Origin of the sequence: uncultured Salinibacterium sp., from assembly GCF_963974405.1 — a bacterium.
In the GTDB taxonomy this organism is placed as follows: domain Bacteria; phylum Actinomycetota; class Actinomycetes; order Actinomycetales; family Microbacteriaceae; genus Rhodoglobus.
The window spans coordinates 1,350,855-1,375,468 of record NZ_CAXBBH010000001.1 but is presented as its reverse complement, the minus strand read 5'-3'; the positions used below and the strand labels follow the sequence as shown (position 1 = coordinate 1,375,468).

The 24,614-nt window shown below is 60.4% G+C and carries 23 protein-coding genes; 9 read left to right on the top strand and 14 right to left on the bottom strand.

Features of this window, described 5'->3' with window-relative positions; all coding sequences use genetic code 11:
• Positions 1-115: 115 nt before the first annotated feature.
• On the bottom strand, positions 116-1,531 hold the full coding sequence (locus AACZ26_RS06815) for an anthranilate synthase component I family protein (protein ID WP_339620161.1): 1,416 nt from the start codon (positions 1,529-1,531) through the stop codon (positions 116-118).
• Positions 1,532-1,542: 11 nt separating this feature from the next.
• On the opposite strand from AACZ26_RS06815, the gene AACZ26_RS06810 reads away from it, so the two are divergent.
• Entirely contained in the window at positions 1,543-2,307 is a 765-nt protein-coding gene (locus AACZ26_RS06810; protein ID WP_339620160.1) for an aminotransferase class IV, read from the top strand.
• Between the two features lie 73 nt (positions 2,308-2,380).
• Complete coding sequence (locus tag AACZ26_RS06805; RefSeq protein WP_339620644.1) at positions 2,381-3,061, top strand: DedA family protein; 681 nt, start codon at positions 2,381-2,383, stop codon at positions 3,059-3,061.
• Between the two features lie 78 nt (positions 3,062-3,139).
• Here AACZ26_RS06805 and AACZ26_RS06800 read toward each other — a convergent pair whose 3' ends face one another.
• The 5 genes from AACZ26_RS06800 to AACZ26_RS06780 form a co-directional block, all read right to left on the bottom strand.
• Entirely contained in the window at positions 3,140-4,051 is a 912-nt protein-coding gene (locus tag AACZ26_RS06800; RefSeq protein ID WP_339620159.1) for an ABC transporter substrate-binding protein, read from the bottom strand.
• Between the two features lie 2 nt (positions 4,052-4,053).
• Positions 4,054-4,806, bottom strand: a complete 753-nt coding sequence (locus AACZ26_RS06795) for an ABC transporter permease subunit (protein WP_339620158.1) — start codon at positions 4,804-4,806, stop codon at positions 4,054-4,056.
• Entirely contained in the window at positions 4,803-5,480 is a 678-nt protein-coding gene (locus AACZ26_RS06790) for an ABC transporter permease (protein WP_339620157.1), read from the bottom strand. Before AACZ26_RS06790 ends, AACZ26_RS06795 begins: the two co-directional genes overlap by 4 nt.
• A complete protein-coding gene (locus AACZ26_RS06785) occupies positions 5,477-6,304 on the bottom strand; it encodes an ATP-binding cassette domain-containing protein (RefSeq protein ID WP_339620156.1) in 828 nt (275 codons plus the stop codon). Before AACZ26_RS06785 ends, AACZ26_RS06790 begins: the two co-directional genes overlap by 4 nt.
• Positions 6,305-6,433: 129 nt before the next feature.
• Positions 6,434-7,084, bottom strand: a complete 651-nt coding sequence (locus AACZ26_RS06780; protein WP_339620155.1) for a TetR/AcrR family transcriptional regulator — start codon at positions 7,082-7,084, stop codon at positions 6,434-6,436.
• A gap of 102 nt (positions 7,085-7,186) precedes the next feature.
• Between AACZ26_RS06780 and AACZ26_RS06775 the strand changes: the two genes are divergently transcribed.
• The 4 genes from AACZ26_RS06775 to AACZ26_RS06760 all read left to right on the top strand — a co-directional run bounded on the left by AACZ26_RS06775 (position 7,187) and on the right by AACZ26_RS06760 (position 11,899).
• The gene (locus AACZ26_RS06775) at positions 7,187-7,870 is read left to right on the top strand and encodes an SOS response-associated peptidase (RefSeq protein ID WP_339620154.1); all 684 of its coding nucleotides are present in this window, start codon (positions 7,187-7,189) and stop codon (positions 7,868-7,870) included.
• Positions 7,871-7,929: 59 nt separating this feature from the next.
• Positions 7,930-8,982, top strand: coding sequence for a phosphatase domain-containing protein (locus tag AACZ26_RS06770; RefSeq protein ID WP_339620153.1), 1,053 nt, complete (start codon positions 7,930-7,932; stop codon positions 8,980-8,982).
• An 80-nt stretch (positions 8,983-9,062) separates the two neighbouring features.
• On the top strand, positions 9,063-10,859 hold the full coding sequence (locus AACZ26_RS06765) for a glycoside hydrolase family 15 protein (RefSeq protein WP_339620152.1): 1,797 nt from the start codon (positions 9,063-9,065) through the stop codon (positions 10,857-10,859).
• Positions 10,856-11,899 carry an FUSC family protein gene (locus AACZ26_RS06760; RefSeq protein WP_339620150.1) on the top strand — a complete coding sequence of 348 codons (1,044 nt, stop codon included), beginning with the start codon at positions 10,856-10,858 and terminating at the stop codon, positions 11,897-11,899. The genes AACZ26_RS06765 and AACZ26_RS06760 overlap by 4 nt, the downstream gene beginning before the upstream one ends.
• Here the strand turns inward: AACZ26_RS06760 and AACZ26_RS06755 are convergent, their stop codons facing one another.
• Positions 11,900-13,090, bottom strand: coding sequence for a glycoside hydrolase family 3 N-terminal domain-containing protein (locus tag AACZ26_RS06755; protein WP_339620149.1), 1,191 nt, complete (start codon positions 13,088-13,090; stop codon positions 11,900-11,902).
• Positions 13,091-13,123: 33 nt separating this feature from the next.
• Positions 13,124-13,633 carry a hypothetical protein gene (locus AACZ26_RS06750; protein ID WP_339620147.1) on the bottom strand — a complete coding sequence of 170 codons (510 nt, stop codon included), beginning with the start codon at positions 13,631-13,633 and terminating at the stop codon, positions 13,124-13,126.
• A 28-nt stretch (positions 13,634-13,661) separates the two neighbouring features.
• Here AACZ26_RS06750 and AACZ26_RS06745 point away from each other — a divergent pair, with 28 nt between their 5' ends.
• Positions 13,662-14,483 carry a UbiA family prenyltransferase gene (locus AACZ26_RS06745; protein ID WP_339620146.1) on the top strand — a complete coding sequence of 274 codons (822 nt, stop codon included), beginning with the start codon at positions 13,662-13,664 and terminating at the stop codon, positions 14,481-14,483.
• Between the two features lie 7 nt (positions 14,484-14,490).
• Here AACZ26_RS06745 and AACZ26_RS06740 read toward each other — a convergent pair whose 3' ends face one another.
• From AACZ26_RS06740 to AACZ26_RS06730, 3 genes are read right to left on the bottom strand one after another with little or no spacing between them, the layout of a single operon-like run.
• Positions 14,491-15,876 carry an MFS transporter gene (locus AACZ26_RS06740; RefSeq protein WP_339620144.1) on the bottom strand — a complete coding sequence of 462 codons (1,386 nt, stop codon included), beginning with the start codon at positions 15,874-15,876 and terminating at the stop codon, positions 14,491-14,493.
• Between the two features lie 54 nt (positions 15,877-15,930).
• Complete coding sequence (locus AACZ26_RS06735) at positions 15,931-18,480, bottom strand: DUF3516 domain-containing protein (RefSeq protein WP_339620142.1); 2,550 nt, start codon at positions 18,478-18,480, stop codon at positions 15,931-15,933.
• 52 nt (positions 18,481-18,532) lie between these two features.
• Positions 18,533-19,426, bottom strand: a complete 894-nt coding sequence (locus AACZ26_RS06730; RefSeq protein ID WP_339620140.1) for an EamA family transporter — start codon at positions 19,424-19,426, stop codon at positions 18,533-18,535.
• A 69-nt stretch (positions 19,427-19,495) separates the two neighbouring features.
• Between AACZ26_RS06730 and AACZ26_RS06725 the strand changes: the two genes are divergently transcribed.
• Both AACZ26_RS06725 and AACZ26_RS06720 read left to right on the top strand, forming a co-directional pair.
• Positions 19,496-20,974 (top strand): SDR family NAD(P)-dependent oxidoreductase, encoded by a 1,479-nt coding sequence (locus tag AACZ26_RS06725; RefSeq protein WP_339620138.1) that lies wholly within the window; start codon positions 19,496-19,498, stop codon positions 20,972-20,974.
• Entirely contained in the window at positions 20,968-21,207 is a 240-nt protein-coding gene (locus AACZ26_RS06720) for a hypothetical protein (RefSeq protein WP_339620136.1), read from the top strand. The genes AACZ26_RS06725 and AACZ26_RS06720 overlap by 7 nt, the downstream gene beginning before the upstream one ends.
• On the opposite strand, the gene AACZ26_RS06715 is transcribed toward AACZ26_RS06720, so the two are convergent.
• The 3 genes from AACZ26_RS06715 to AACZ26_RS06705 are packed head-to-tail and all read right to left on the bottom strand — an operon-like array spanning position 21,191 to position 24,506.
• Positions 21,191-23,002 (bottom strand): FAD-binding oxidoreductase, encoded by a 1,812-nt coding sequence (locus AACZ26_RS06715; protein WP_339620135.1) that lies wholly within the window; start codon positions 23,000-23,002, stop codon positions 21,191-21,193. The two genes, AACZ26_RS06720 and AACZ26_RS06715, sit on opposite strands and share 17 nt — an antisense overlap.
• Positions 22,999-23,694, bottom strand: coding sequence for a lysophospholipid acyltransferase family protein (locus tag AACZ26_RS06710; protein ID WP_339620133.1), 696 nt, complete (start codon positions 23,692-23,694; stop codon positions 22,999-23,001). Before AACZ26_RS06710 ends, AACZ26_RS06715 begins: the two co-directional genes overlap by 4 nt.
• A complete protein-coding gene (locus AACZ26_RS06705) occupies positions 23,691-24,506 on the bottom strand; it encodes an SDR family NAD(P)-dependent oxidoreductase (RefSeq protein ID WP_339620131.1) in 816 nt (271 codons plus the stop codon). Before AACZ26_RS06705 ends, AACZ26_RS06710 begins: the two co-directional genes overlap by 4 nt.
• Between the last annotated feature and the right edge of the window lie 108 nt (positions 24,507-24,614).

Below are 24,614 nucleotides of genomic sequence, written 5' to 3'. Positions count from 1 at the left end.
GAGGGGGCCAAACTGTGTCGGGTAATTCCATTGTCTATGAGTTGACGTATCTCACAGTACACAGCCCCACGGTAGACGGGTCGTTCACTACGGTCGAGAGCGGATGCACGGCCGCTCAGTCGGCCGAAACACCCAGCACGCGCAGCAGTGCCGCCGCCTTCAACTTGACCTCGGCCAGCTCTTCCTCGGGCACCGAGAGAGCCGTAATTCCACCGCCTGCCCCGATCGTTGAGCCCCGAGCATCCATGACGATGGAGCGGATGACCATCGCGAGGTCAACGGCACCATCGACCCCCACATACCCAAAGACGCCGGAGTAGATGCCTCGCGGAGCACGCTCAAGAGAATCGAGAATGAGAGTCGCTGAATGCTTCGGTGCTCCCGTCATCGATCCCGCCGGAAACGATGCCTTGATGGCGTCGACAGCGCTCACGTCAGAACGCAATTGTCCTCGGATGGTGCTGACGAGCTGATGCACGGTGGCGTAGCTTTCCACCTCAAACAACGTGGGCACCGTCACTGAACCCACCTCGCACACACGACCAAGATCATTGCGCATGAGGTCGACAATCATCAGATTTTCGGCCCGCTCTTTATCGCTCGAGAGCAGTTCGGCGCTCAGTTGTTGATCTTCGGTAGGGTCTGAGCTGCGTCGGCGGGTGCCCTTGATGGGCTTCGTTTCGATCACCCCGTCGGGAGAAATCGAGACAAACTTTTCGGGGGTCGAACTGAGTAGTGCGGTCTCCCCCACCTGCATAAAACCACCATGATGGCTGGGGTTTGCTCGCCGCAACTCGAGGTAGGTGGAGACAGGATCGGCTGCGTGGTCTACGCGTATGTTGGTGGTGAGGCACAGCTGGTAGGCATCGCCTTCGACGATCGCGCGCTGGCACGCTTCGATCTTCGCGAGGTAGTCGGAATCTGAATCGCGCCAGAGAGCGAGCGGAGCAGGTGCGGCCGCGGCCCGAGCCAGGGCTGCCGGGAGCGCTGCGTCGCCGGTTGCTCTTGCCGCTGTGCCCGCCGCTGCATCCGCCGCTGCATCCGCCGCTTCAATGAGCCGTTCCATCCGCTGCCGCCACAGCGCGAGCTCTCCCGTCCAACCCTCGCCGAGAGCGAGCAGGCTTAGCGACTGAGACTCGTGATCGAAAACAATCACCCGATCTACCCACAGCCATGCGGCATCCGCAGTCGTCGCCGGAGTTGTGATGGGCACCCCAAGAGACTCACCGCGCAGCTCATAGCCGAGCCAGCCGACCCAGCCCAAGCGGAAGCCTGCCGGAGCCTCCGCGTAGTCGACATCAGGGGCTGAGAATTGCCGCGCCATCCAATCAAAGACGGGCTCATCGAGGTCGGAACTCAGCACCGCCCGTTCCGAAACGGCGAGGTAGCTGCGCCCCGAGCGAGCGAGTGCCCCGCTGTCGAGCCAGACCGCGCCCGCAGCCGCCCCAGCGCACTGCGCCATGAGTTCGCTGAACACCGCCGCGGGATCGACCCAGCGCGGCAGGTCAGCAGTCAAGACGCGAGAGCGCATAACCTAAGCCTATGAGTGTGGACGCAATTTATCGGTGGCAGAACGAAGAACTCGTCGAGATCGACCCGGCCGCAGTGTCGTCTACACCTATGACGGTGGCCGATTCTTGGCTTGTCAGCGCAGGATCCGTCGTGGGCCTCGCGCTTCACCGGCAACGATTTCTGGATGCCGTACCCGCCGCCGAGCGCGAAACCGCAGAGAGTTTTTTTGCAGCTGCAGTCGCGGCTCTCCCCCGCGCTGGCATTTGGTTTCCTCGCGTCGAACTTCGCGGAGCCGAGTTCTTTCTGCGCTTGCGCGCCAACCCTGAGCTTCGTCGTTCCGCGACGGCCGTGACTGTGCAGGACGACGACCCCCGCACCCAGCCCTCGGTGAAGGGGCCTGACCTCGTGGCCATGGGCGAGCTGCAGGCCGCCGCCCGCGATCGAGGTGCCGATGAAGCCATTCTCCTCACCGACGAGGGCTACGTCATCGAGGGTGCATACAGTGCAATCCTGTGGTGGCGGGGCGAAATTCTGTGCGGTCCGCCGGCAGAATTCGAGCGAATTGATAGCGTCACCTCGCGCAGCGTGCTGACATTGGCACGGGCACTCGGGCTCGATACTCACGAGGAAGCGGTGACGCCCGCCGAGCTCGCGGGAACGGAAGTGTGGGCGGTAAACGCCCTGCACGGCATCCGGATAATCGCACGCTGGGTGGACGGGCCGGAACTCGCTGAAAAGCCGGGCCGCCTCGAACAGTGGCGCACGCGAATGGCTGCTCTCGCACGCCAGCTATAACCAGTGTGCTTTCGGCTTGGATCGCTAGGCTCATTCTGTGGATCTCTTCGACCTTGCCTTCAGCGCTGACCCGATCCCCGCTAGCGGCGGCTTCGGTGAGTGGGTAAACGATGCCTTGAGTTTCATTCTCGACACCGTTCAGTCGGTCGATCCGGTGCTTCGCACGGTTCTCGCGGGCGTCGCCATCATGCTCGAAACGTCTATCTTGATCGGCCTCGTTGTTCCGGGAGACACAGTCGTCTTGGTCGCGAGCACCGCGGTGGGCAGTGTCTTCGAAGCGTCAATCTTGATCGCTGTAGTAATCGTTGGTGCGCTCGTCGGTGAGAGCGTCGGGTTTGCTCTCGGCCGTTTTTTCGGCCCCAAGATCAGACACTCTCGCCTCGGCAAACGCATTGGCGAGAAAAACTGGGTGCAGGCGGAGCGCTATTTGGGACGCCGGGGAGGAATCGCGGTGTTTATCTCGAGATTTCTGCCGGTGATGCACTCGCTCGTGCCGGTCACTGTCGGCATGAGCACCATGAAGTACCGCACCTTCATGGCCTGGACCGTGCCGGCAACAACCATCTGGTCGGTCGCCTATGTTTCCGTGGGGGCACTCACTGCCGGAAGCTTTCGCGAGTTGCTCGATCAGCTTCACTATGCGGGCTACATTTTCGTCGCAATCGTGGTTGTCCTCGCGATCGTCACTCTCATCGCCAAGAAGCTCTTGCAGCGCTCGCAGCAGCGCCATATGGAGCAACTCGATCACGAGTAAGCGTTAACGGCAGAGGGGCGGATGCACGCGCATCCGCCCCTCGTTGCTGGACTAGCCAGCCGTGTCTCGCAACCTGAGTTAGCTCAGGCCGTTTTCGCTCAACCAGGCACTCGCGATGTCGTCAGACGACATCTTGTCTACGGTGCTCTGCACGTTGAGAGCGACGAGGCCCTCAGGCGTGAGCTTCGCGTTGACCGCATTGAGGACGTCGGCGATCGAGTCAGCGATATCCGTGTTCACAAGAGGAACAACGTTCGACGCCAAGAACAGGCCCTCAGGGTCAGTCAAGGTGACGAGGTTCTCTGTCTGGATACGCGGGTCGGCGCTGTAGACGTTGGCGATGTTGATGGTTCCCTCGACGAGCGCGGCAACGGTGGTGTCACCGGTCGCGGTGAAGCCAACCGTGGCGCCGTAGACGTCCTTGAGTCCGGCAGGACCGTAGGGACGCTCTTCGAGTTCAGCGTTTCCACCGAGTTTGAGGTCCGCAACATCGGCGAGGTCCGCGAGGCTCGTCAATGAGTTAGCTGCCGCAAAGTCAGCGGTCACGTTGTAGGAGTCCTGGTCGGTAGCCGACGACTGTTCGAGAACCGTGAGGCCCTCGGGCAGCGCTTCAGTGAGTTCAGCGTAGACATCTTCTGATGCCGTTGCCGTGGTGTCTTCACTGTAGAACTGGAGAAGGTTTCCCGTGTATTCGGGGATGATGTCTACTTCGCCACTCTCCAGAGCGGGCAGGTATGCATCGCGCTGGCCGATCTGGAATTGGCGCTCGACCTCAAAGCCAGCGTTTTCCAGTGCCTGCGAGTAGATTTCGGCAATGATTTCGTTCGAGTAGTAAGCCTGCGAGCCGACAACGATGGTGTCGCTGTTGGTGTTCTCGTCACTCGATCCGGAGTCCAGGGGATCACCAGTTGCACACCCTGACAGGGCAATTGCAACCCCGACCGCGGCGGCGCCTAGCGCGAGCCGGCCTTTGTTCTTCGCTGTGAACATTTCTATCCTCTTCTTTCTTGGGCAGGTTTTGCTGCCACCGCACGTCGTCGAGTTGATGACGTGCGGACATCTTTAGCACGCCCAGCCGAAACTCCGCGGGGAACCGCAAATTGTTGGATGAGCGCAAATATTCCGTCGAGAACGAGAGCGAGCGCTGCAATCAACAACGCGCTCCCTAACATCTCTTCATAACGTTGGAGAGGGAGGCCGCGGAAAATGTAGATTCCGAGGCCGCCTAGCCCCACGTAGGCCGCGAGTGTCGCGGTGGCGACAACCTGCAGCGTTGCCGCGCGAAGGCCACCGATGAGCAGCGGAAGCCCCAGCGGAACTTCTACCTTCCACAGGATTTGCCACTCTGTCATACCGACCGCTCGCGCAGCATCGATAACGCGGCGGTCCACCGCTTCTATTCCCGCATATGCTCCCGCCAGAATCGACGGTATGGCCAGAAGCACGAATGCTGTAATCGTTGCGAGTTGCAGTTGAACCTGGGTCACCCCAATCAGCAGCACGAGAAGCAGTATGAGACCAAACGATGGCAGGGCGCGCGCGGCTCCCGACAATCCGACGGCGAAGTCGCGCCCCTTACCCGTATGCCCGATGTAGAAACCGAGCGGTACAGCAATGAGGGCCGCAACAATCACCGCGAAGAAGGTGTAGAAAAGGTGCTCTTCGATCCGGACCGGAATCGGATTGCTCCCCTCAAGTCGCTCAGGAGAGAACAGCCACTGCACTGCTTCTATGAGCAAGTTCATGCTGGCGCTCCTTCCAGTGCGGGAGCGGGCGCCTTCTGCTTAGCAACCGTCGTCCACGGCATGAGCATCCGACCCAGCAGTACAAGAGCGCGGTCGATCACCAAGGCGACGATCACTGTCATCACGACTCCCGCGAAGATCTCTTCCAAGATTCGGCGCTGAAAGCCGTTCGTAAAAAGGTAACCGAGGCTCTGCACGCCAATGAGAATTCCGACAGTCACGAGGCTCACCGTTGATACAGCAGCAACACGGAGGCCAGCAAGCACAACGGGACCGGCGAGTGGGAAGTCGACGGTCCAGAATCGACGCCAGCCGCCAAAACCTACGGCAGTGGCCGATTGACGGATTGCCGGATCAACCGAACCCAGAGCATCCGCGACAGACCGAGCCATGATGGCCACGGCATAGAGCGTGAGCGCGATCGTAATGTTGAGCTCGCTCAGGAAAGGGATGCCTATCAGCGGCGGTAGAAGCACGAACATCGCGAGCGACGGAATCGTATACAGCAAACCGGCAAGGGTCAGCAGGATGCCTCGAGTGAGCTTGAAGCGATAAGCCAACCAGCCCAACGGGATAGAAATGAGGAAGCCGAGAACTATCGGCGGAATACTCAGCCGAATATGTTCGAGGGTGAGACCCCAGATCAGATCAAGATTATTGATGATCCAGGTCACGCTAGCTCTGACCCTCCTACAAGAACGCCGGCTCCACGGCCTTCGCTGTCAACGAGAATCGTTCCGTTTGCGGTCTTCTTGAGGCTGAGCGCGCGCTTGCCTCGTTCAGCACCGATGAAGTCCGCCACGAAATCACTTGCCGGCGCAGCCATGATCTCGTTCGGGCTGCCAACCTGAGCAATCTTGGCGCCCTTTTCGAGGATTACGACCTGGTCGCCAAGCAAGAATGCCTCGTCGATGTCGTGGGTCACGAACACGATCGTCTTGTCGAGCTCATGCTGCAAGCGAATTGTCTCTTGCTGCAACTCTGCCCGCACGATCGGATCTACCGCGCCGAATGGCTCATCCATGAGAAGAATATTGGGGTTCGCAGCGAGACCTCGTGCAACGCCAACGCGCTGCTGCTGGCCGCCGGACAGCTGACTGGGGTATCTGTCGGCGAGCGTGCGGCTGAGACCGACAGTATCCAGCAGTTCGAGCGCTTGCTCGCGCGCCTGTTTCTTCGGCACTCCGTTGAGCGTCGGCACTGTAGTGACGTTGTCGATCACTTTGAAATGCGGCAACAAACCGGAGTTTTGCATGACGTAGCCGATGCTGCGTCGGAGGGCCACCGGCTCTTTGCTCATGATGCTGTCGCCATCGATTTCGATGTCGCCCCCCGTGGGATCGACCATGCGGTTGATCATCCGGAGCAGCGTTGTTTTACCGCTGCCTGACGAACCGACGAAGACCGTAATCTTTCGTGACGGAATCACGAGACTAAAGTCGTCGACGGCAACCGTACCGTCGGGGAAACGCTTGGTTACTGCACGAAATTCAATCATGATTTCGGCTCATTCCTCGCGCCCATGCGCGGATCGACACTTGCCAGCACTTATAGCTAAACAGTATTCGAGGCCGCTGTCATTCCCGATTGGGCATAACTCAGACGAGTTCGCATAGAGCGAACTGAGCTACCAGCCGATGTTCTCCGCGATGAAGCTTCCCACGTGCGTGGTGCTCACCGAAATAAAATCATCATCACCCTGTGGGTTCGTCAAGAACGCGCGAGCGACGAGTGCATCGCTCATTTCGAGGCCAGCCTCAAGAGTGAAACGAGTCGCTTGTGAGTTCTCAACGCCGAATCGCGCAGCCAAAGCTTCGACGATTCGCTCGGCAACCAACGACTTGTGAGTGCGGCCATTCGGCAGCGGACGGAGGTCGAGCTGGTCGCCGACCCGAAGACCGCGGAAACCGGGTTCGGTGCGGTAAGCGTCAATCACCGACGCGAAAGCAGTGCGGAGTGCATCGCGCCAGTTCTCGTTGGCGGGGTCATCGATAGCGTCAACGATACGTGCCATGACCCGCTCGAAGTTGCGAGATCCCAGAGCCTGCAGCAAAACGATGCGGTCGGGGAAATAGCGGTAGACGGTGCCGATCGACGCGCCTGCGCGTTCTGCAACCATAGCGGTGGTGAGCCGCTCAATGCCGACCTCGTCGACGATGGATGCTGCTGCATCAAGCAATGCGGTCAAACGGGCAGTGCTACGTGCTTGCACTGGCTCATTACGAAGCGAGACTGCTGGTTCAGTCGCGGTGTCGCGGGTTGTAGTTTGTGCGGACACAATGGCCCCCTTCTGGTGTCTGATCAATCCTAACCTTTAGAACGCTTGTTCTACGTCGAGTAGAAGCTCACTTTTTTCGATAAGAAGCCGTAAAATTGTCATATGTGCGGTCGATTTGCAATGGATGACACGGTGAATGAGATGATCACCGCGTTTGTTACCGCTACCGGTCGACCGCCCGAGGAATGGCAAGCAGATTGGCTCGCGACTCCGATCGTTCGACCGACTGACCAGGTACCGATCCTGCTGAAGACGCTCGAGGATCGCGATGATCCACAATCTGAGCTGATTCCGCGAGCTGCGCTCGCCCAGTGGTGGTTTACTCCGCCATACTCTCCGGTGCTTCGCGCCAAGTACCCCACCTTCAACGCGCGAAGTGAGACCGTGACCGAGAAGCCGACTTTTCGCACCGCCGTTGTCAGCCAGCGTGCCGTTCTACCTGCCATCGGCTACTTCGAAACCCAAAAATCAGGCCCCGTTCCAGTGCCGCACTACATCGCGCCCCGTGAGGGGCTCATCTACTTCGCTGGCTTGTATTCGTGGTGGAAAGACCCCGCGGCAGACCCTACAGACCCCGCGCGCTGGCGCCTGACGACCACCATGTTGACGCAGCAAGCAATTGGGGCACTTGCTGAGATCCATGACCGGATGCCCGTGATTCTCTCGCGTGACGCGATCGATGAATGGACTGATCCCCGCGTTCGCGGTGACCGCCTTCTCGTTGATGCCACGGTGACTGCTTCAGCCGCACTGAGTGAACAATTGCGTGCTGAACCCCAGAGCTAAGGTCACAGCGAAACCTGCAATGCGCGCGCGCCCCGCTCGAGGCACCCTAGGCTGGAGTAATGGCTCGAACCCGTAAGTCCCATGCTCCTGGCCCGACGGCGGGTGAGATTCTTCATCGAGCCGCCAGAATCGAGGATGCGTTCCATCGTTGGCGTGAACGCCGCGGCCGCAAGCGCGGACTCACCACGACGATTATCCCTTTCAGTAGCTATGCGACGGAGGGCTGGGCTCGCATCCTGTGTCGTGTAGTACTGACTCGCGGCACTGAAGCCTCAAAGAAGCGCGCGGAGAAAGTGCGCGGCTGGCGGAGTTTCTTCAGCATTCCGGTGAACTCGGAAGTCGTTACAGTCACGATTGGCGACGCTCAAGTGCAATTGACTCCGGGCCGTGGCGGAGTAATTGATGAACAAATCGACGTCGAGATGGCACCAGGTTGGCAGACAGCCACTCTCGATTCAGCGGGCTCCGACCCTACGACGGCTCACATCTTTGTGGTTGATCCGGCAGCCAACTTTGGAATCATTTCCGACGTGGACGATACCGTCATGGTCACGGCACTCCCCCGACCGTTGCTCGCCGCGTGGAACACTTTCGTGCTCGACGAGCACGCGCGACGCCCCGTCGCCGGAATGGCGGTCCTTTACGACCGCATCACGCGCGCCAATCCGCACTCTCCCGTTGTATACCTGTCGACGGGAGCGTGGAATGTCGCGCCAACGCTGACCCGGTTCTTGCGGCGAAACCTCTATCCCCGTGGAGCCATGCTGCTCACTGACTGGGGGCCGACCCATGATCGCTGGTTCCGCAGCGGTGCCGAGCACAAACGGGCAAACCTTCGGCGCCTCGCTTCGGAGTTTCCTCACGTGAAGTGGTTGCTCGTTGGTGACGACGGGCAACATGACGAAGAGATCTACGGCGAATTCGTCGCCAGCCACCCGGAGAACGTCGCCGCTGTCGCCATCCGCCAGCTCTCAACCGGTGAGGCAGTGCTCGCCGGTGGCCGCAGCAAAACCGCCGAGCGTGAGAGCGAATCATCCGTTCCGTGGCGGTACGCACCAGACGGCGCCCGCTTGGCGATTGAACTGCGCGAGCTGGGTTTGATCAACGACTAGCGCCACATTGATTTGTTAAATTTCGTGCACGATGCGGCGATGTACAGGAACAGGGCCCGCGACGCTGCAATGATTGAGTAATGGCGTTACCAATCGAAGACTATGCCCTCATCGGCGACTGTCAGACTGCTGCCCTCGTTGGAATCGACGGGAGCATTGACTGGCTCTGCTTTCCGCGATTCGACTCCGCGTCGATGTTCGGAGCGCTGCTCGGCAACGAAGACCACGGCCGCTGGCTCGTTGCCCCGAGGGCGAGTGTGGATGCCCCGGCAACAGTCACCGTGACTCGCAAATATCAGACCAACACCTTCATCCTCGTCACGACGTGGGTCACGGAGGAGGGTGAGGTCGAAGTAATTGACTTCATGCCCCATGGCAACCGCCGCGCCGATGTTGTTCGCCGCATTCGTGGTGTGCGCGGAACCGTATCGATGTATACCGAACTGCTCATTCGGTTCGGCTACGCGACCGCGCTACCGTGGTTGCATCAGGCACCTGAAGCTGGCGGCCACGCGATCATCGCTGTGGCTGGCCCTGATGCGATTGTCGCTCGCGGTATCGAAATGCATTCTGCCGACCACACTCACCGCGGCGACTTCACGATCAGCGAAGGCGAAACCCGCGACCTCACGATGACGTGGTACCCCGCACACCGCAACCCGCCAGCCGACGTTGACGTGGATTCCGTTCTTGAATCGACAAGCAAGTGGTGGCTCAACTGGGCTGCACACTGCGAGCCGACCGAGGAGTACCGCGAGATCGTGAAGCGCTCGCTGCTGGTTCTTCGCGCTCTCACGCACGAAGACACCGGTGGCATTGTTGCCGCAGCGACGACGAGTTTGCCGGAGTGGTTTGGCGGGAGCCGCAACTGGGACTACCGCTACGTCTGGCTTCGCGACGCTGCGCTCACCCTGCACGTCTTGCTGGATCACGGCTACGTCGCAGAGGCAGAAGCCTGGCGCCGTTGGCTGTTGCGGGCGATCGCAGGAGACCCTGCCGACGTGCAGATCATGTACGGACTCTCGGGCGAGCGATGGCTGGAAGAGCGGGAGCTCACCTCGCTGCCCGGCTACGAAGGAGCGTCGCCGGTTCGCGTCGGCAACGGTGCGTTCGACCAGTTCCAAGGCGACGTCTTTGGCGAAGTCATGATCGCCCTCCAAGCGGCCCGTCGCTCCGGCGTTCATGAGAACGACTTCTCGTGGCCACTGCAACGGGCGCTGATGAGTTACGTCGAAGACAACTGGAACCGTCCGGACAACGGTATCTGGGAGATTCGCGGACCGGAGCGCCACTTCACGCACTCTCGAGTGATGCTGTGGGCAGCGATGGACTGCGCGATCACAGCCGTGGAAGAGTTCGGGCTTGAAGGTCCCGTTGAGAATTGGATCGGCATCCGCGAAGAGATTCGCCAAGAAATCGAACGCGACGGTTGGGATGCCGAACGCGGAACGTACACGCAGTACTACGGCGGCTCCGGTGTCGATGCCTCGCTTTTGCAACTCCCTCAGGTGGGTTATCTCAAGGCAGACGACCCCCGGATGCTCAGCACTGTTGCTGCGATCGAAGACGAACTCCTGCAGGACGGTCTCGTGTTGCGCTACCGCACCGAGAGCGGAGTGGATGGCCTGCCCGACGGCGAGAACCCCTTCCTGACCTGCTCGTTCTGGCTGGTTGAACAATACGCATCCTCCGGCAGAGTAAGCGACGCCACGGTACTCATGGACCGACTCGTAGGTTTTGCGAACGATGTCGGGCTCATCAGCGAGGAATACGACACCGTCAACGAGCGCCAGGCGGGTAATACTCCGCAAGCACTGAGCCACTTGGCTCTCGTTCGAGCGGCAGACGCGATCTCGAAAGCAAAGAACCCGCAGTGAAGTTTTTTGCGACGCTTGTCATTGCGCGTCGTTCACCGCTGCTACAGGTGCTCAAAACATCTGTAGCAGCGGTCATTGCGTGGCTCGTCGCCGGATTCGCCCTGCAAGAACCTCTCCCCATCTTTGCTGCGATCGCGGCACTACTCGTCGTGCAGCCGAGCGTCACACAGTCGATCGAGAAAGGTCTCGAGCGCAGCATTGGTGTCGTTGCCGGCGTCGTTGTCGCGCTCGGTGCTGGTCAACTGTTTGGTGATCAAAGCTGGGTGATCCTGGGCGTCATCATCATCGCGGTTCTCGTCGCCTGGTTGTTGAAACTCAGCCCCGGCTCGGCGAACCAGATCCCGATTAGCGCGATGCTCGTGCTTGCACTGGGCGGCCAGAATGCTGGCTATGCGGTTGAGCGAATAATCGAAACGATTATCGGTGCCATGATCGGCCTCATCGTGAACCTCGCGATTGTCGCTCCCGTCATTGTGAGCCCTGCCCACGCGGCCGTCGCCACGCTCACAAAGCGCACCGCAGCAACCCTCGAGTCGCTCGCCGTATCGCTGCGCCAGCCGCAGACCGACGCTCAGTTACGCACGCTTCTTGAGGAGGCGCGTCACTTGCGCGATCTGCGCGATGCTGCTGGCACCGCGCTACGTCAGGGCGCAAACAGCCTCACGTTGAATCCCCGAAAGAGCAAACATCACCGACTGCTCAGGCGTGACACCGAGCTCTTTGCGATGCTCACCGTACTCGTGACGCGAACGCTCGGGATGGCGCGAGCGATCCACGATCGCTACGACACCAATCTCGTCTCCGACCCCGTGGTGCTGTCAATTGCGCGCGAATTAGAGCGAGCCGCTCACGACCTGCGCCTGCGCGGTCGTTCGCCGAATGAACGAGAGGCCGCGCCTCCCACTCAGGAATTGCTCGCGCTCACCGCACCCCTCACCGTGCTGACGCCACATCCGCAACACTGGATTCTGATTGGATCACTGCTCGAAGATGTGCGCCGAGTCCACGAAGAAATCGTCGGCAACACTGACAACGGCTAGCTAGCCAACGATCGCCGCGCACTCAGCGAGACAGCGCACAAATCGCCCCGTCTCCCCCGAGATTTCACGCCGCAACTCGAGCAGCCGCAGCGCAGCGTCATCGATGACAGCCTCGTCAAGTGTGCCGTCGTCAATAGCTTGCTCGACGGCAGCAACAATGGCCGCCGTATCGACTGCTCCGACGTAGAGCAACATGGTGTTTCCTGCCTCAATCGCGCGGACAGCATTCGCGGTCTGATCGGCGTACTCCGCAACTCCTGAGCGTTCAAGCATGCCCATGTCATCAGTGATCACTATGCCGTCAAACCCGAGATCTTCGCGCAGAATCTCATGCCAGCGGCTTGAGAATGTCGCCGGCTCAGAATCCACTGCGGTGAACGTCAAATGGCCGAACATGACCAACGGCGCTCCCGCGGCGATGCCCTCCTCAAAAGGAACCGCGTGAGTCGACTGCCAATCAGCAAACGACAACGACGTCGTTGGGATGCTCGAATGCGAGTCGCCAGCAGCAGCACCGTGCCCGGGAAAGTGCTTGAGAGTGGAGAGCACCATCGACTCACCCTGCACAGCCTGAGCAACCCGCGCGCCAGCATCCCGTCCGGTCGCTCCGAACGAGCGGTCATAGATGAAGCTCGACGTGTCACTCGCGATGTCCGCGACAATACCGAAGTTCACCGACACCCCTACTGACTTGAGTAATGCCCCACGTTGAGCGAACGCCTCAAAGGATGCACTCGGTGACTGCGAACGAAGTTCATAGGCAGAAGCGGCATCGTCTGTAGGTACACGACGAACGATTCCACCCTCCTGATCGGTCGCGACGAGCACAGGAAGTCCCGCTTCATCGCTGAGCGCAGCTGTATCCGTTCGCAATTGGCTCAAGCTGCTCGGGATGTTGTCGCCCATGACGATGAAACCGCCGGCTCCCTCAAGATCTGGCCCTAACCGCGCAGCAGGAGAAACTCCGGGAACATGCACCATGAGCATGCTCATCACTTTGTGACGGAGCGACATAGTAGAAAGGCGATCACTCGCATATTGCGCTACAGGATCAAGCTTCTCCACGGGCGGCCTAGCCGCAAAAGTGGGAGCCGGCACGATCTCGGGATTCCGGCCGGTTGTGCATCCGGCCAACATCATGAAGGCGAGCACAACACCGATGAACGCCGGAATTCGTCGTGCGATCGTCATGCAGCGATCGTACCCGGCATCGGAGAAGTCTCCCTATAACAGCCAGGTGAGCGACGCGAAATCCTCAGCGCTCAGTCCAAACTTGTCGGTGGCATGCGCCACCGCCGACCGCACGGCGGGAACGTCAGAGTCAACGCGCGTGAGCACGTCTATTCCCGCCGGAGTAAGTCGCGACTTGGAAAACCGCAACACCATGGTGTCAAAGTTGTCATCGGCCCCCACGACCTGCCAGTGACTGGTGAGAACCTTCAGCCAGCCTTGGCCCCGCCACACAAATTCGTCACCCCGCAAGCGGTCGGTGCCGATGATCGTTTTCACTTCACCGGTACGAGTCGTGTAGCTCACTGTGTCGGTCAATGTCAGCTCATCGCCTTCCACGGACTCGTAGCTAAACTCCGGATTGTGCCGCGTTCCGTCAACCCACATCGGAAAATTGGTCGCTCGAAGAGTCCACGCGCCAGGCAGCTTGGCGGCAAGCACCGAAGAATCAAAAACTTCACTCACAAGATCAACATAGAACACCACGGCTGAGAGTCCCGTCACGACGCGAATCACCGGCTACTCTTGGCCCATGTTTCGCGCCCTCCTTCGGTCGTCTCACCCGGGCCCCACACTGGCTGTGACTGCCATTGTTCTCGCTCTTGCCTGGGGTTACGGACTCGAAGGGTGGCGCATTGCGCTTGTGACCCTTGCCATCGTGGCCAATCAGCTTTCGGTGGGCATCTCTAACGATGTGCTCGACGCTGACCGGGACCGTTCCTCCGGCCGCACCGATAAGCCTCTCGCGAGCGGCGATGTCTCCGTGACGACAGGGGCGGTTGTCGCGCTGGGGTTGGCTGCGACATCCATCGTTCTCTCGCTCGCGCTTGGACCGCTAGCAGCCGTTGCCCATGGGATTTTTCTCGCAAGCGGCTGGGTCTACAACCTTGGGTTGAAGTCGACACTGGCCTCAGTAGTGCCGTACGTTGTCGGTTTTGGCTCGCTGCCCGCCATCGTGACTCTGGCGTCCGACGCGCCGCGGCTTGCCGCACCGTGGTCGATGACGGCTGCTGCGCTATTGGGAGTGGCCGCTCACTTCAGCAATGTGCTCCCTGACCTTGCCGATGACTCCGACACCGGCGTGCGCGGGCTTCCGCATGTGTTGGGGGCTCGTGTCTCCGCGGTCGTCATAGCACTCGGACTCATCGGCGCGAGTGCTGCTGTCGTTTTCGGCCCCGGCACGACTCCGAGCGTTCTGGCGCTCATCGGGTTCGCGGCGACAGCCACCATCGCTAGCGTGAGCGTAGTTCTCGTGGTGAGTGGCCGCCTTGAACGGATGCTGTTCCGCCTCACCATCGCCGCCGCGGTCATCAATGTTGCGCTCTTGCTGCTCTCAGCGCCCGGACTGAGCTAGAGCTCCGCTACGCCAGTGGTGGAGCGGCCTCCACGGCCTCTTCTTCGGTAGCAGCGGGGTTGCGGATGCCGAGCAACGAGGCGAGCGCCCCCGCGAAGAGCAACGCAGCGGTGACTATGACAACGCGATGGAAGTTCTCTGGCGACAGCGGTCCCACCGCAATAACGCCGATAAGCGCCACCGTAACAAGCCCCGCAATGCGAGAAACAGCATTATTTACCGCCGAACCGATACCTGCCTGCTCCGCCGAGATGGCGCCCAGAATTGCGGATGTGAGCGGCGCGACGGTCATGGAGAGTCCGACAGAGAATAAGAGCACTCCCGGAAGTACTTCAGTGAAGTAGTTCACGGACTCGCCCATCCGCAGGAAGGTCACGTAGCCGACACCGCCGAGAAAAGGGCCGAGCGTCATAAAGAGTCGCGGCCCATACTTGCCGCTCAACCGGCCAAAGTACGACGAGAGCACAATAATGCCGAGGGAGGAAGGCAAGAAGGCGATTCCCGCGAAGGTCGCCGAGTAACCCGCCACTTCCTGCAAATACACGACCACAATGAATCCGCCGAGAGCCAGCGCTCCGTAGATGAAGAACGTTGCAATGTTGCCCATGCTGAAATTACGCCGACGAAACAGTTCAAGCGGCAGCATCGGTTGAGCCGCCTTGCTCTGCCACACGATGAACGCGACAAAACTGAGGATGCCGACAGCGAGGGGGCCATAGACAGCGGGGCTATCCCAGCCCAGATTCCCCTGCTCGATAAGCGCGAAGACGGGGCCGCCAAGACCGACAATCCCCAGACCTGCGCCAATGAAATCAATGCGAGTGTTTACTTTTCGCTCGTCACGATGACCGAGTCTCACGAGCAGCCAGAGCGCAATCGCGATAGGTATGACGTTGATGGCAAACACGAGACGCCAGCTCAGCAGGTCGACAAAAGCACCACCGAGCACGGGGCCCACGATGAACGCCGCGCTCGTCCACGCCGTCCACTGACCGATCGCGTGGGCTTGAGCCGCGCCCCGGAAAGTGGACATGATCAACGCGAGCGAACTCGGCACTAGGAGCGCCCCGGCGATACCTTGCGCTCCACGCATAACGATCAGTAGTTCCGGAGTCGGGGCGACAGCGATGAGCAGCGATGCCACGCCAAAACCGATCAGCCCAATCCGCAGAATCACAATGCGACCGAACACATCGGAGAGAGAGCCCGCGAGCAAGATCAGGGAGCCGAGGGTGATCAAATAGGCATCGACGACCCACTGTTGAGTGCTCAGTCCACCGCCGAGCTCAGAGCTGATTGCGGGCAACGCAACATTAATCACAGACCCATCGAGAAAAGCGACAAACGAAGCCACAATCGCGATGGTCAGGACGAAACGTTGATCGCGGGTCATACAGCTATTCAACACCCGCCGGCCGCGAGATATGCCCGGCCAAGCTGACTGTCATTAGTCGAGCCGACTCAACCCCGTGACACGCACGACAGCGACCCCCTCGGCGGCAGACTCGGCGAGATCGACCGTGGCATTGATCGACCAGTCGTGATCTCCGGCAGGGTCCTCGATAATTTGCCGAACGTGCCACTGACCTGGCTCCTCGGTGATAGCAATCATCGCTGGACCGCGCGCGTCACCCGACGTGGAGATGGTGTCGTGCTCGTCAAAGTAACGGTCGAGCGCCTCACCCCATGCCTGCTCATCGAAGCCTGCTGCGGCATCCAACTCGCCAAGCGCGACCGCGTCGTCACGCGCCGCAAGCTGCACGCGGCGGAACATCTCATTGCGCACGAGTACGCGGAAGGCCCGCGCGTTCGTCACGACGGATGCCGGGGTCGGCGGCAACACGGGCTCATTACTGCTGGCGCTATCGGCCCCGTTCGTCATAGCCTCCCACTCATCGATGAGACTCGAATCGACCTGGCGCACGAGTTCGCCGAGCCATTCGATGAGGTCGAGAAGTTCGTCTGTCTTGGCGTCATCCGGAATGGTCTGGCGAGTGGCGCGGTAGGCGTCGGAGAGGTACCGAAGCACGAGACCTTCGCTGCGGGCAAGCCCATAGAAACCCACGAAATCGGCGAACGTCATGGCGCGCTCGTAGAGATCACGCACGACGCTCTTGGGGCTCAGAGCAAAGTCGCCGATCCATGGCTGACTCGCGCGATACATGTCGAAGGCCGCATCAAGCAATTCTTCGAGAGGCTTCGGCCACGTGACCTCGTCGAGCAGTTCCATGCGCTGGTCGTATTCGATCCCCTCGGCTTTCATCGCCGCGACCGCTTCACCGCGAGCCATGAACTGTTGTTGCGACAGGATCGGGCGCGGGTCATCCAAGGTCGCTTCAAGTACCGAGATCATGTCGAGCGCATAGCTGGGCGACTCTCGGTCGAGCAGATCGAACGATGCAACAGCGAAGGGTGAGAGCGGCTGGTTGAGCGCAAAGTTCGCCTGCAACTCGACGGTGAGGCGAATCTCGATCCGCTCGTCGAAGCTCTCGACTTCTTCGCCGTCGACGACAACAGTGTCGGAGACCCGATGCTCTTCGACAATCTCCGCTGTGCGCAGCGTGCGGTAGATCGCGAGCGCCTGCTTCGCGAGCTCGCGCTGCTTATGCCGGGGTTCGTGGTTATCTTCGACGAGTGTGCGCACGTTGGAGAAGACGTCTCCCCCGCGGGCGATCACGTTGAGGATCATGGCGTGATTCATGCGCATGTTGCTACTGAGTTGCTCGGGCTCAGCGGCGATCATCCGTTCGAAGCTGGTTTCGCTCCAGGTCACGAATCCCTCGGGTGGCTTTTTGCGAACAATCTTGCGGATCTTCTTGGGGTCGTCTCCCGCTTTCGCGACGAGTTTCGCGTTCTCCGATTCGTGTTCGGGTGCTTGCGCGACAACTGTGCCCGCCGTGTCGAAACCCGCGCGACCGGCTCGACCGGCGATCTGGTGAAACTCGCGAGCAGTGAGTTGACGCATCCGAGTTCCGTCGTACTTCGTGAGCTGTGTCAGCAGAACCGTGCGGATGGGCACGTTGATCCCCACGCCGAGGGTGTCGGTTCCACAGATCACTCGCAGCAATCCCCGCTGGGCAAGTTGCTCGACGAGTCGCCGATACTTCGGCAGCATCCCCGCGTGATGGACTCCGATACCCGAGCGAATGAGTCGCGACAAAGTCTTGCCGAACACCGTGGTGAATCGGAAGTCACCAATCGCTTCAGCAATCTCGTCGCGCTGCTCTCGCGAGATGACCTTGATGCTCGTCATGGCTTGAGCGCGCTCAAGCGCAGCAGCTTGCGAAAAGTGCACGATGTAGATCGGTGACTGCCCTGTCGAGAGCAGCTCTTCGACGGTTTCGTGAATAGGGGTAAGCGCCCACGAGTAGTGCAAGGGCACGGGACGCTCGACACCCGTGATGAGGCTTGTTTCGCGGCCAGTGCGGCGGCTCAGATCATCCGCCAGTGGCTGCATGTCTCCGAGCGTCGCCGACATAAGCACGAACTGCACCTTGGGTAGCGTCAGCAGTGGAACCTGCCAGGCCCAGCCGCGGTCGGGATCAGCGTAGAAGTGAAACTCGTCCATGACGACCTGATCGACCCGCGCATCCGCTCCCTCGCGGAGCGCGAGGTTGGCAAGAATTTCTGCCGTGCAACAAATAATCGGAGCATCCGCGTTCACGGAAGAGTCGCCCGTAACCATGCCCACGTTCTCTGCACCGAACACGTCGACAAGGGCAAAGAACTTTTCACTCACGAGCGCCTTGATCGGTGCCGTGTAAAACGTGCGCTGCCCTTGAGCCAAAGCAATCGCGTGGGCGGCGATCGCCACGAGGGACTTTCCTGTACCGGTGGGAGTGGAGAGAATGACGTTCGCGCCAGAAACAAGCTCGATAACGGCTTCATCTTGCGCAGGGTACAGAGTCAGACCACGATCGGATGCCCAGCCCACGAAAGCGTCATAGGTTGCGTCTGCGTCAAAGGGCGTCGGAAGCGCGTCCAGAAGTGAGGGCATTGTTCCACCGTAGCGGGGTCTCGACACCTCAGAGCACGCCGGATGCAGGGAGTTAGCTCAGGGCGAGCATTACCGACGCCACGAGAGCAAGCACCATGCCGAGCAACTGCACTCGACTGACTTTCTCGTGAAGCGTGAAGCGCGCCAGCACTATCGTCGCGAGCGGATAGAGACTCACAAGCACTGAGACGACCGCCAGACTGCCCGCTTGCAGCGCGAAGAGCACAAAGGCATTGGATGCCCCCACGAGTACGCCACCGAAGGCCGCGAGGATGCGTGCCCGGCCAACGCTCACGACCGGACCGCCCTCGGGTTGATGATCAAACTGGGCGAAGAAGTGGCGCAGCGGAACACTGAGACGTGTCAGAGCAAGCAATACGAGCATGGCGGCGAGACCGACGAGAATCTCCACTACCGCCGTTGCGAGCCCCGCTGACTCTGGCGCATGGTCGAGAGCGATGAGGGCACTACCGAGCCCGAGACCGGAAACGATGCTGACAACAACCGTGCGCGGCCGCACCCGCAGTGCAGCATCCGACCGCGTGACGGAGACCAGTAGCGCGCTGATGAGAGCAAGCACGATAGCGATCCACGCTTGAACCGGCAGTTGCTCGCCCGTGAGCACGGCGAAAGCGACGGGCACAATCGCGCCGATAACAGCGATAAGAGGTGCCACCAGGCTCATGGGGCCATCTGCGAGAGCCGCGTAGAACGTGAGGAGACCGACGATCGCACTGACCCCGGCGATACTGCCCCAGAGCAACGCTCCCGGCTCGAAACTGACCGGAACAAAGAGCATTGCCATAAGCAACGACAGCGTTGCGAACACATGGATGATCGTGGTGGCGGGAACCACCCGCAAACGACGTGTGCTCAGCCCGCCAAAGAAATCAGAGACGCCGTAGAACACGGAGCCCGCAAGGGCGAGCACGACGCTGAGGATCATGTCGCCAGCATAGAGCCAGTACTAGCCATCCAAGGCACGAGAAGATCAGTAGCGCGGGTAGAATCTGGTGTGCCTAACTCTTCTGACACCCCCGACCACGCCCCGAGCGGCCTTGACCCTGCAGAGCTCGACATTGCGCTGAAGGTGCTGGGCCAGATGGTAGGCATGGATGAAGAGCACCCCGACTTTGTGACAGTACGCCGCGCGACGGCAGCGATGTTCAAAGCGGTGAAGAAGGAGCGCCGTCTCGAGAAACGGGCCGCAATCGCTGACGCCGACCGTGACGTCATCGCAGCGACCGCCACCGGTGCAGCAGACCGCATCGATGACGAAACTCGCGGCATCCCCATTTCGACGAGCACAACGGCGCCGACGGCAGGCGAACTCATCAAAGCGCGCCCCTGTTATATCTGCAAGCAGCCGTACACCACTGTCGACGCGTTCTATCACCAGCTCTGCCCGAGTTGCGCGGCGTTCAATCACGCTAAGCGAGACGCGCGCACCGATCTCAGTGGCAAGCGCGCCCTGCTCACCGGCGGTCGCGCCAAGATCGGCATGTATATCGCGTTGCGACTGCTGCGGGATGGCGCCCACACCACCATCACGACCCGCTTTCCTCGGGATGCCGTTCGCCGCTTCTCGAGCCTGCCCGATTCGGCAGACTGGCTGCACCGCTTGCGCGTCGTCGGAATCGACCTCCGCGACCCCGCACAGGTCATCGGCCTCGCCGAGTCCGTCGCGGCTCAGGGCCCGCTCGACATCCTGATCAACAATGCAACGCAGACCGTGCGTCGCTCCCCTGGCGCGTACCAGCCTCTCGTCGACGGCGAGCTCGCTCCCCTGCCCGACGGCCCGCTGCCCGAGCTCGTGACCTTCGGCCACACGAACGACCCGCACCCGCAGGCGCTCGCCCAGTCTGTATCAGCTCACCCCATTTTGGCTGCGGCGGCCACTCGTGCAGAAGAGCTCACCGAGCAAGCCATGACCGCCGGTTCAAGCTCGCTCGAACGGCTTGCTGCTGGCACCGCGATTGATGCCGGTGGGCTTGTCCCCGACCTCGATTCGATCAATTCGTGGACGCAGCACGTCGACCAGGTTGATCCGCTCGAAATGCTCGAAGTTCAACTCGCCAACACCACAGCACCGTTCGTCTTAATCTCCAAGCTACGTCCATCGATGGCTGCCTCCGCGTCACGACGCAAGTACATTGTGAACGTGTCGGCGATGGAGGGCGTGTTCGGCCGGGGCTACAAGGGGCCGGGGCATCCGCACACCAATATGGCTAAAGCGGCCGTGAACATGCTCACTCGCACGAGCGCACGCGAGATGTTTGAGAGCGACGGCATTCTCATGACGAGCGTTGACACTGGATGGATCACGGATGAACGCCCCCACCCGACGAAAGTGCGGTTGGCAGAGGAAGGCTTTCATGCGCCGCTCGACCTCGTCGACGGTGCGGCCCGTGTCTACGACCCCATCGTGCGCGGCGAGGACGGCGAAGATCTGTTCGGCATCTTCTTGAAGGACTACGACAAGAGCTCATGGTGACGCCGGCAGATTTTCTTCGCGCCACGACAAGCGGAACACGCGTCGTCGTGCGACACCTCATTGACGATGGGCGCGCCACCGACTCTCTTGGCTATTTTCATCTCGCCGATGACACTCATTGTGTAGTCGCGACCGCCCGCGGGCTCGAAACGATCGAGCTGGCGCGGGTGATCGCGGCCAAAGAGGTGCCGCCGCCACCGGCGCCGCGCCCTCGTGCTACTTCTTCGGACTAGCCTTCGCTGGGGCCTTCTTCGCCGCTGGGGCTTTCTTCGCCGCTGGGGCTTTCTTCGCCGGTGGGGCTTTCTTCGCCGGTGGGGTCTTCTTCGCCGCTGGGGCCTTCTTCGCCGCTGGTGCTTTCTTCGCCGGTGTGACCTTGCCAGGGTTGAACATGTGCCCAGGGTCAGCAGAGTCAAAGAGTCCCTGCATGACCTTCACGCCCTCAGTAGAGATGTCTTCCTCAAGCCACGGAGAATGTTCAACACCGACTCCGTGGTGGTGTGAAATGGTGCCATCGTTGTCGACGAACGACTGTTGAATGGCGCGCTTGACGGTGTCGTATTCGCCCATAGGGTCGTCACCAAATGTGAACGCAAAAGTGAAGTAGAGACACGCTCCCGAGTGATACGAGTGCGACATGTGCGACATGATCCAGCCCTTAGTGCCGAGCGAATCGTAGGCATCTTGCGCTGCTTTGTGGGCTGCGGCGTGGAGCTTCACTACCGACGACCAGGGGGTTGCCGTCTCAGAGACATCACCAGCGGCGCCCATGTCGAGCAAGAAGTCCCGCAGGTAGGGAGTGTCGAATTTTTTCTGGTCGTAGAGGATGCCCGGCCCCTTGCCGACGCCCATTCCCCCGTGCTTGCTCACGATCTTGTCAACGAGACTCTTCTGACGTTTCGCGTGTGAAGTTTCTCCTTCGAAGCCGATGAACGAGAGACAAATGTCGTCGAGATTCCACCCCTTGGCCTTCATGAGGTTCGGCAGTGCAGTCTCGGCAGAGAACTTGCTAAAGCCAGTGCGCGTCTTGCTCGTTGCGAGTGAGAAACCCGTCTCTTTCGCGTCAGATATGCGTGTGATGGATGGTGTCGCATCCGACTCAGCGATGGCTTGCATCGCGGCGATTCCCGCTTGCCAGTTTGGGAAGAAGTACGCGTAGACATCACGCTTCTCGGGAATCCGGTGTACCTGCACCGTTACTTCGGTAATGACTCCGAGACGACCTTCGCTGCCCAGAATCATCTCTCGCACGCTCGGACCGCTTGAGGTACTCGGCAGAGGGCGCAACACGAGCACGCCACCGGGGCGCACAACTCGAAGTCCACGAGTGATGTCGGCGATGTCGCCGTACTTGTCTGATTGCATTCCCGACGATCGGGTAGCAACCCACCCGCCGACCGTCGAGTGTGTGAAGCTGTCGGGGAAGTGACCGATCGTCCAGCCCTGAGCATTGAGCTGCTCCTCGAGGTCGGGCCCCTGGGCGCCGGCTTGGATTCGCGCAAGCCCCGCCGCCTTGTCTACGGAAATGACCTTTCGCAAACGTCCGAGGTCGAGCGAGATGACAACGCGCTTCTCTGCGGGCATCGGCTCAAGGCTGCCCGCGATGTTGCTGCCGCCACCGAAAGGAATGATGACCGCGTTGGCGGCAACAGCCGCATCCACGATCGCTTGCACTTCAGCTTCATCGGCTGGGTAGATGACAACGTCAGGGCTGCGTTCGATCGCATTGCTGCGGATGCGCACGAGGTCGCGCAGGCTCTTGCCGTAGGTGTGAATGACGCGCACCATGTCGTCGCGAGTGACGTTGTCGTCGCCAACGATGCCGGCCAGTTGTGAGATGAAGGCTGCCGTGGCTTTGCTCTTCGGCACGTTCAGATCATCAAACGACGGCTCGCCAGCGCGAGTGGCCGAACCAAGGTCGAGACCGACCGCGTACTCCACGAAGGGAGCGAATCCGGGCTTGTCCTCGTGGTGGAATCCCACACCCTCGTTGCCCCAGCCCCACCACTTCATGTGTTTGACAGCAGTCATTTGATTCCCTTCGGCGATGAGCGTGGCATTGGTTGAACCGTCTCGTGAAGCTGACGAACAGCGTCAGACAGTCGGGTAGAAAATTCTTCGGGTGTCTCGGAACCAGAGCGGTACATCAATTCGCCACAGACTACCGTGACGGGCAAGCGGCCTCGCTTTGGCCAGTTGTAGCCTCGAGGCATTGCTGCGGAGGCGCCAACAAGAGCAATGGGCAAACATGGCGCGGAAGTCGCAATAGACAGTGCCGCCGCCCCCGGTTTAAAGCGCGTCAACGCGCCCTCTCGAGTTCGTCCTCCCTCCGGAAAGATGAGGAGAGGAACGCCCCGTTCGAGCAGGGCCCGCGAGGATCCCACGCGCTTACCCTCGGCATTGCGTTCAATCGCGAAGGCGTTGAAGAACAGCGTTGTCAGCCACTTTCGCCACCAGACTTCGAAGAAGTAGTCCGCAGCGGCCCCGGCAGCAAGGTATCGCGCTCGTTTGCGGGGAAGAGCGCCAATAATAAGCGGAGCATCAAGGTGGCTTGAGTGGTTAGCGACGGCAATAAAGGGCCCGTCAAAGCTCTCGATATGTTCGCTACCGTGCACTCGCACACGTACGAGCGACCACACGAGGGGTTTGAGTAGCCCTCGTTGCGCTATGAACCGAACACTCGCCACCGGTGCCGAGGTAAAACGGTCAAAACCACGGATCATTTCTTAGTCGTATCCTTCACGCCACGTGATTCGGAGCCCTCGTCACTTCGGCTTGAAGAAATCTTGGCAGAGATCCAGCGAATTGTGCGTCTCGGCAGATGTCGAGCAAACCACCCGATGACTCGGTACCGAACAGTAGGTATGGAAATTACTTTGCCGCGTGCCGCATCGCGCAACGCGCCTCTTACGAGGGTCGCGGCATCCATCCACATAAAGTCGGGGATAGAAGAGGTGCGGATGCCCGCCCGCTCGTGGAACTCCGTGACAACCCAGCCCGGCATGAGCGCCGTCGCAGTCACTGCCGTATTGCGCAGTTCTACCGAGAGTCCTTGGCTATATGAGGCGACCCACGCTTTGATCGCGGAGTACGAGCCCATCGTCACTAGTCCAGCGATGCTCGACAGGTTGATAATCGACCCTGAGCCGCGCGCTCGCATCCCTCGTGCCGCAGCCCCGCCCAGAATGAGCACCGCCCGGCACATGACGTCGAAGGCATGCTCGTGCACGGGCAGGTCGGCTTCGGCAGTGAGCCGAGCGTGCACGCCGAATCCGGCGTTATTGATGAAGATGTCGATCGGGCGTGAATCGTCAGTCAGCCGCTCTGCGATACGCATCACATCATCGCGCACGGCGAGGTCGGCGCTGATGGTTTCTACCGTGATGCCGTACTCGGCATGTAGTTGTGTCGCCGTTGCGAGTAGGCGCTTCTCGTCACGAGCGACAATCACAATATCGGTGCCCGACTGCGCCAACTGGAGCGCGAATTCGGCACCGATCCCCGAAGTGCCGCCGGTTATAAGCGCTGTTGCCATGTCGCCAAGACTACGGCACGCCTCCCGCAACGATTGTGATTGTGCGTCAGAGTCGCACCTAGAATTGATGAAACTCGCCACGCCAACACTGTCTGGAGCAGAGGAGAA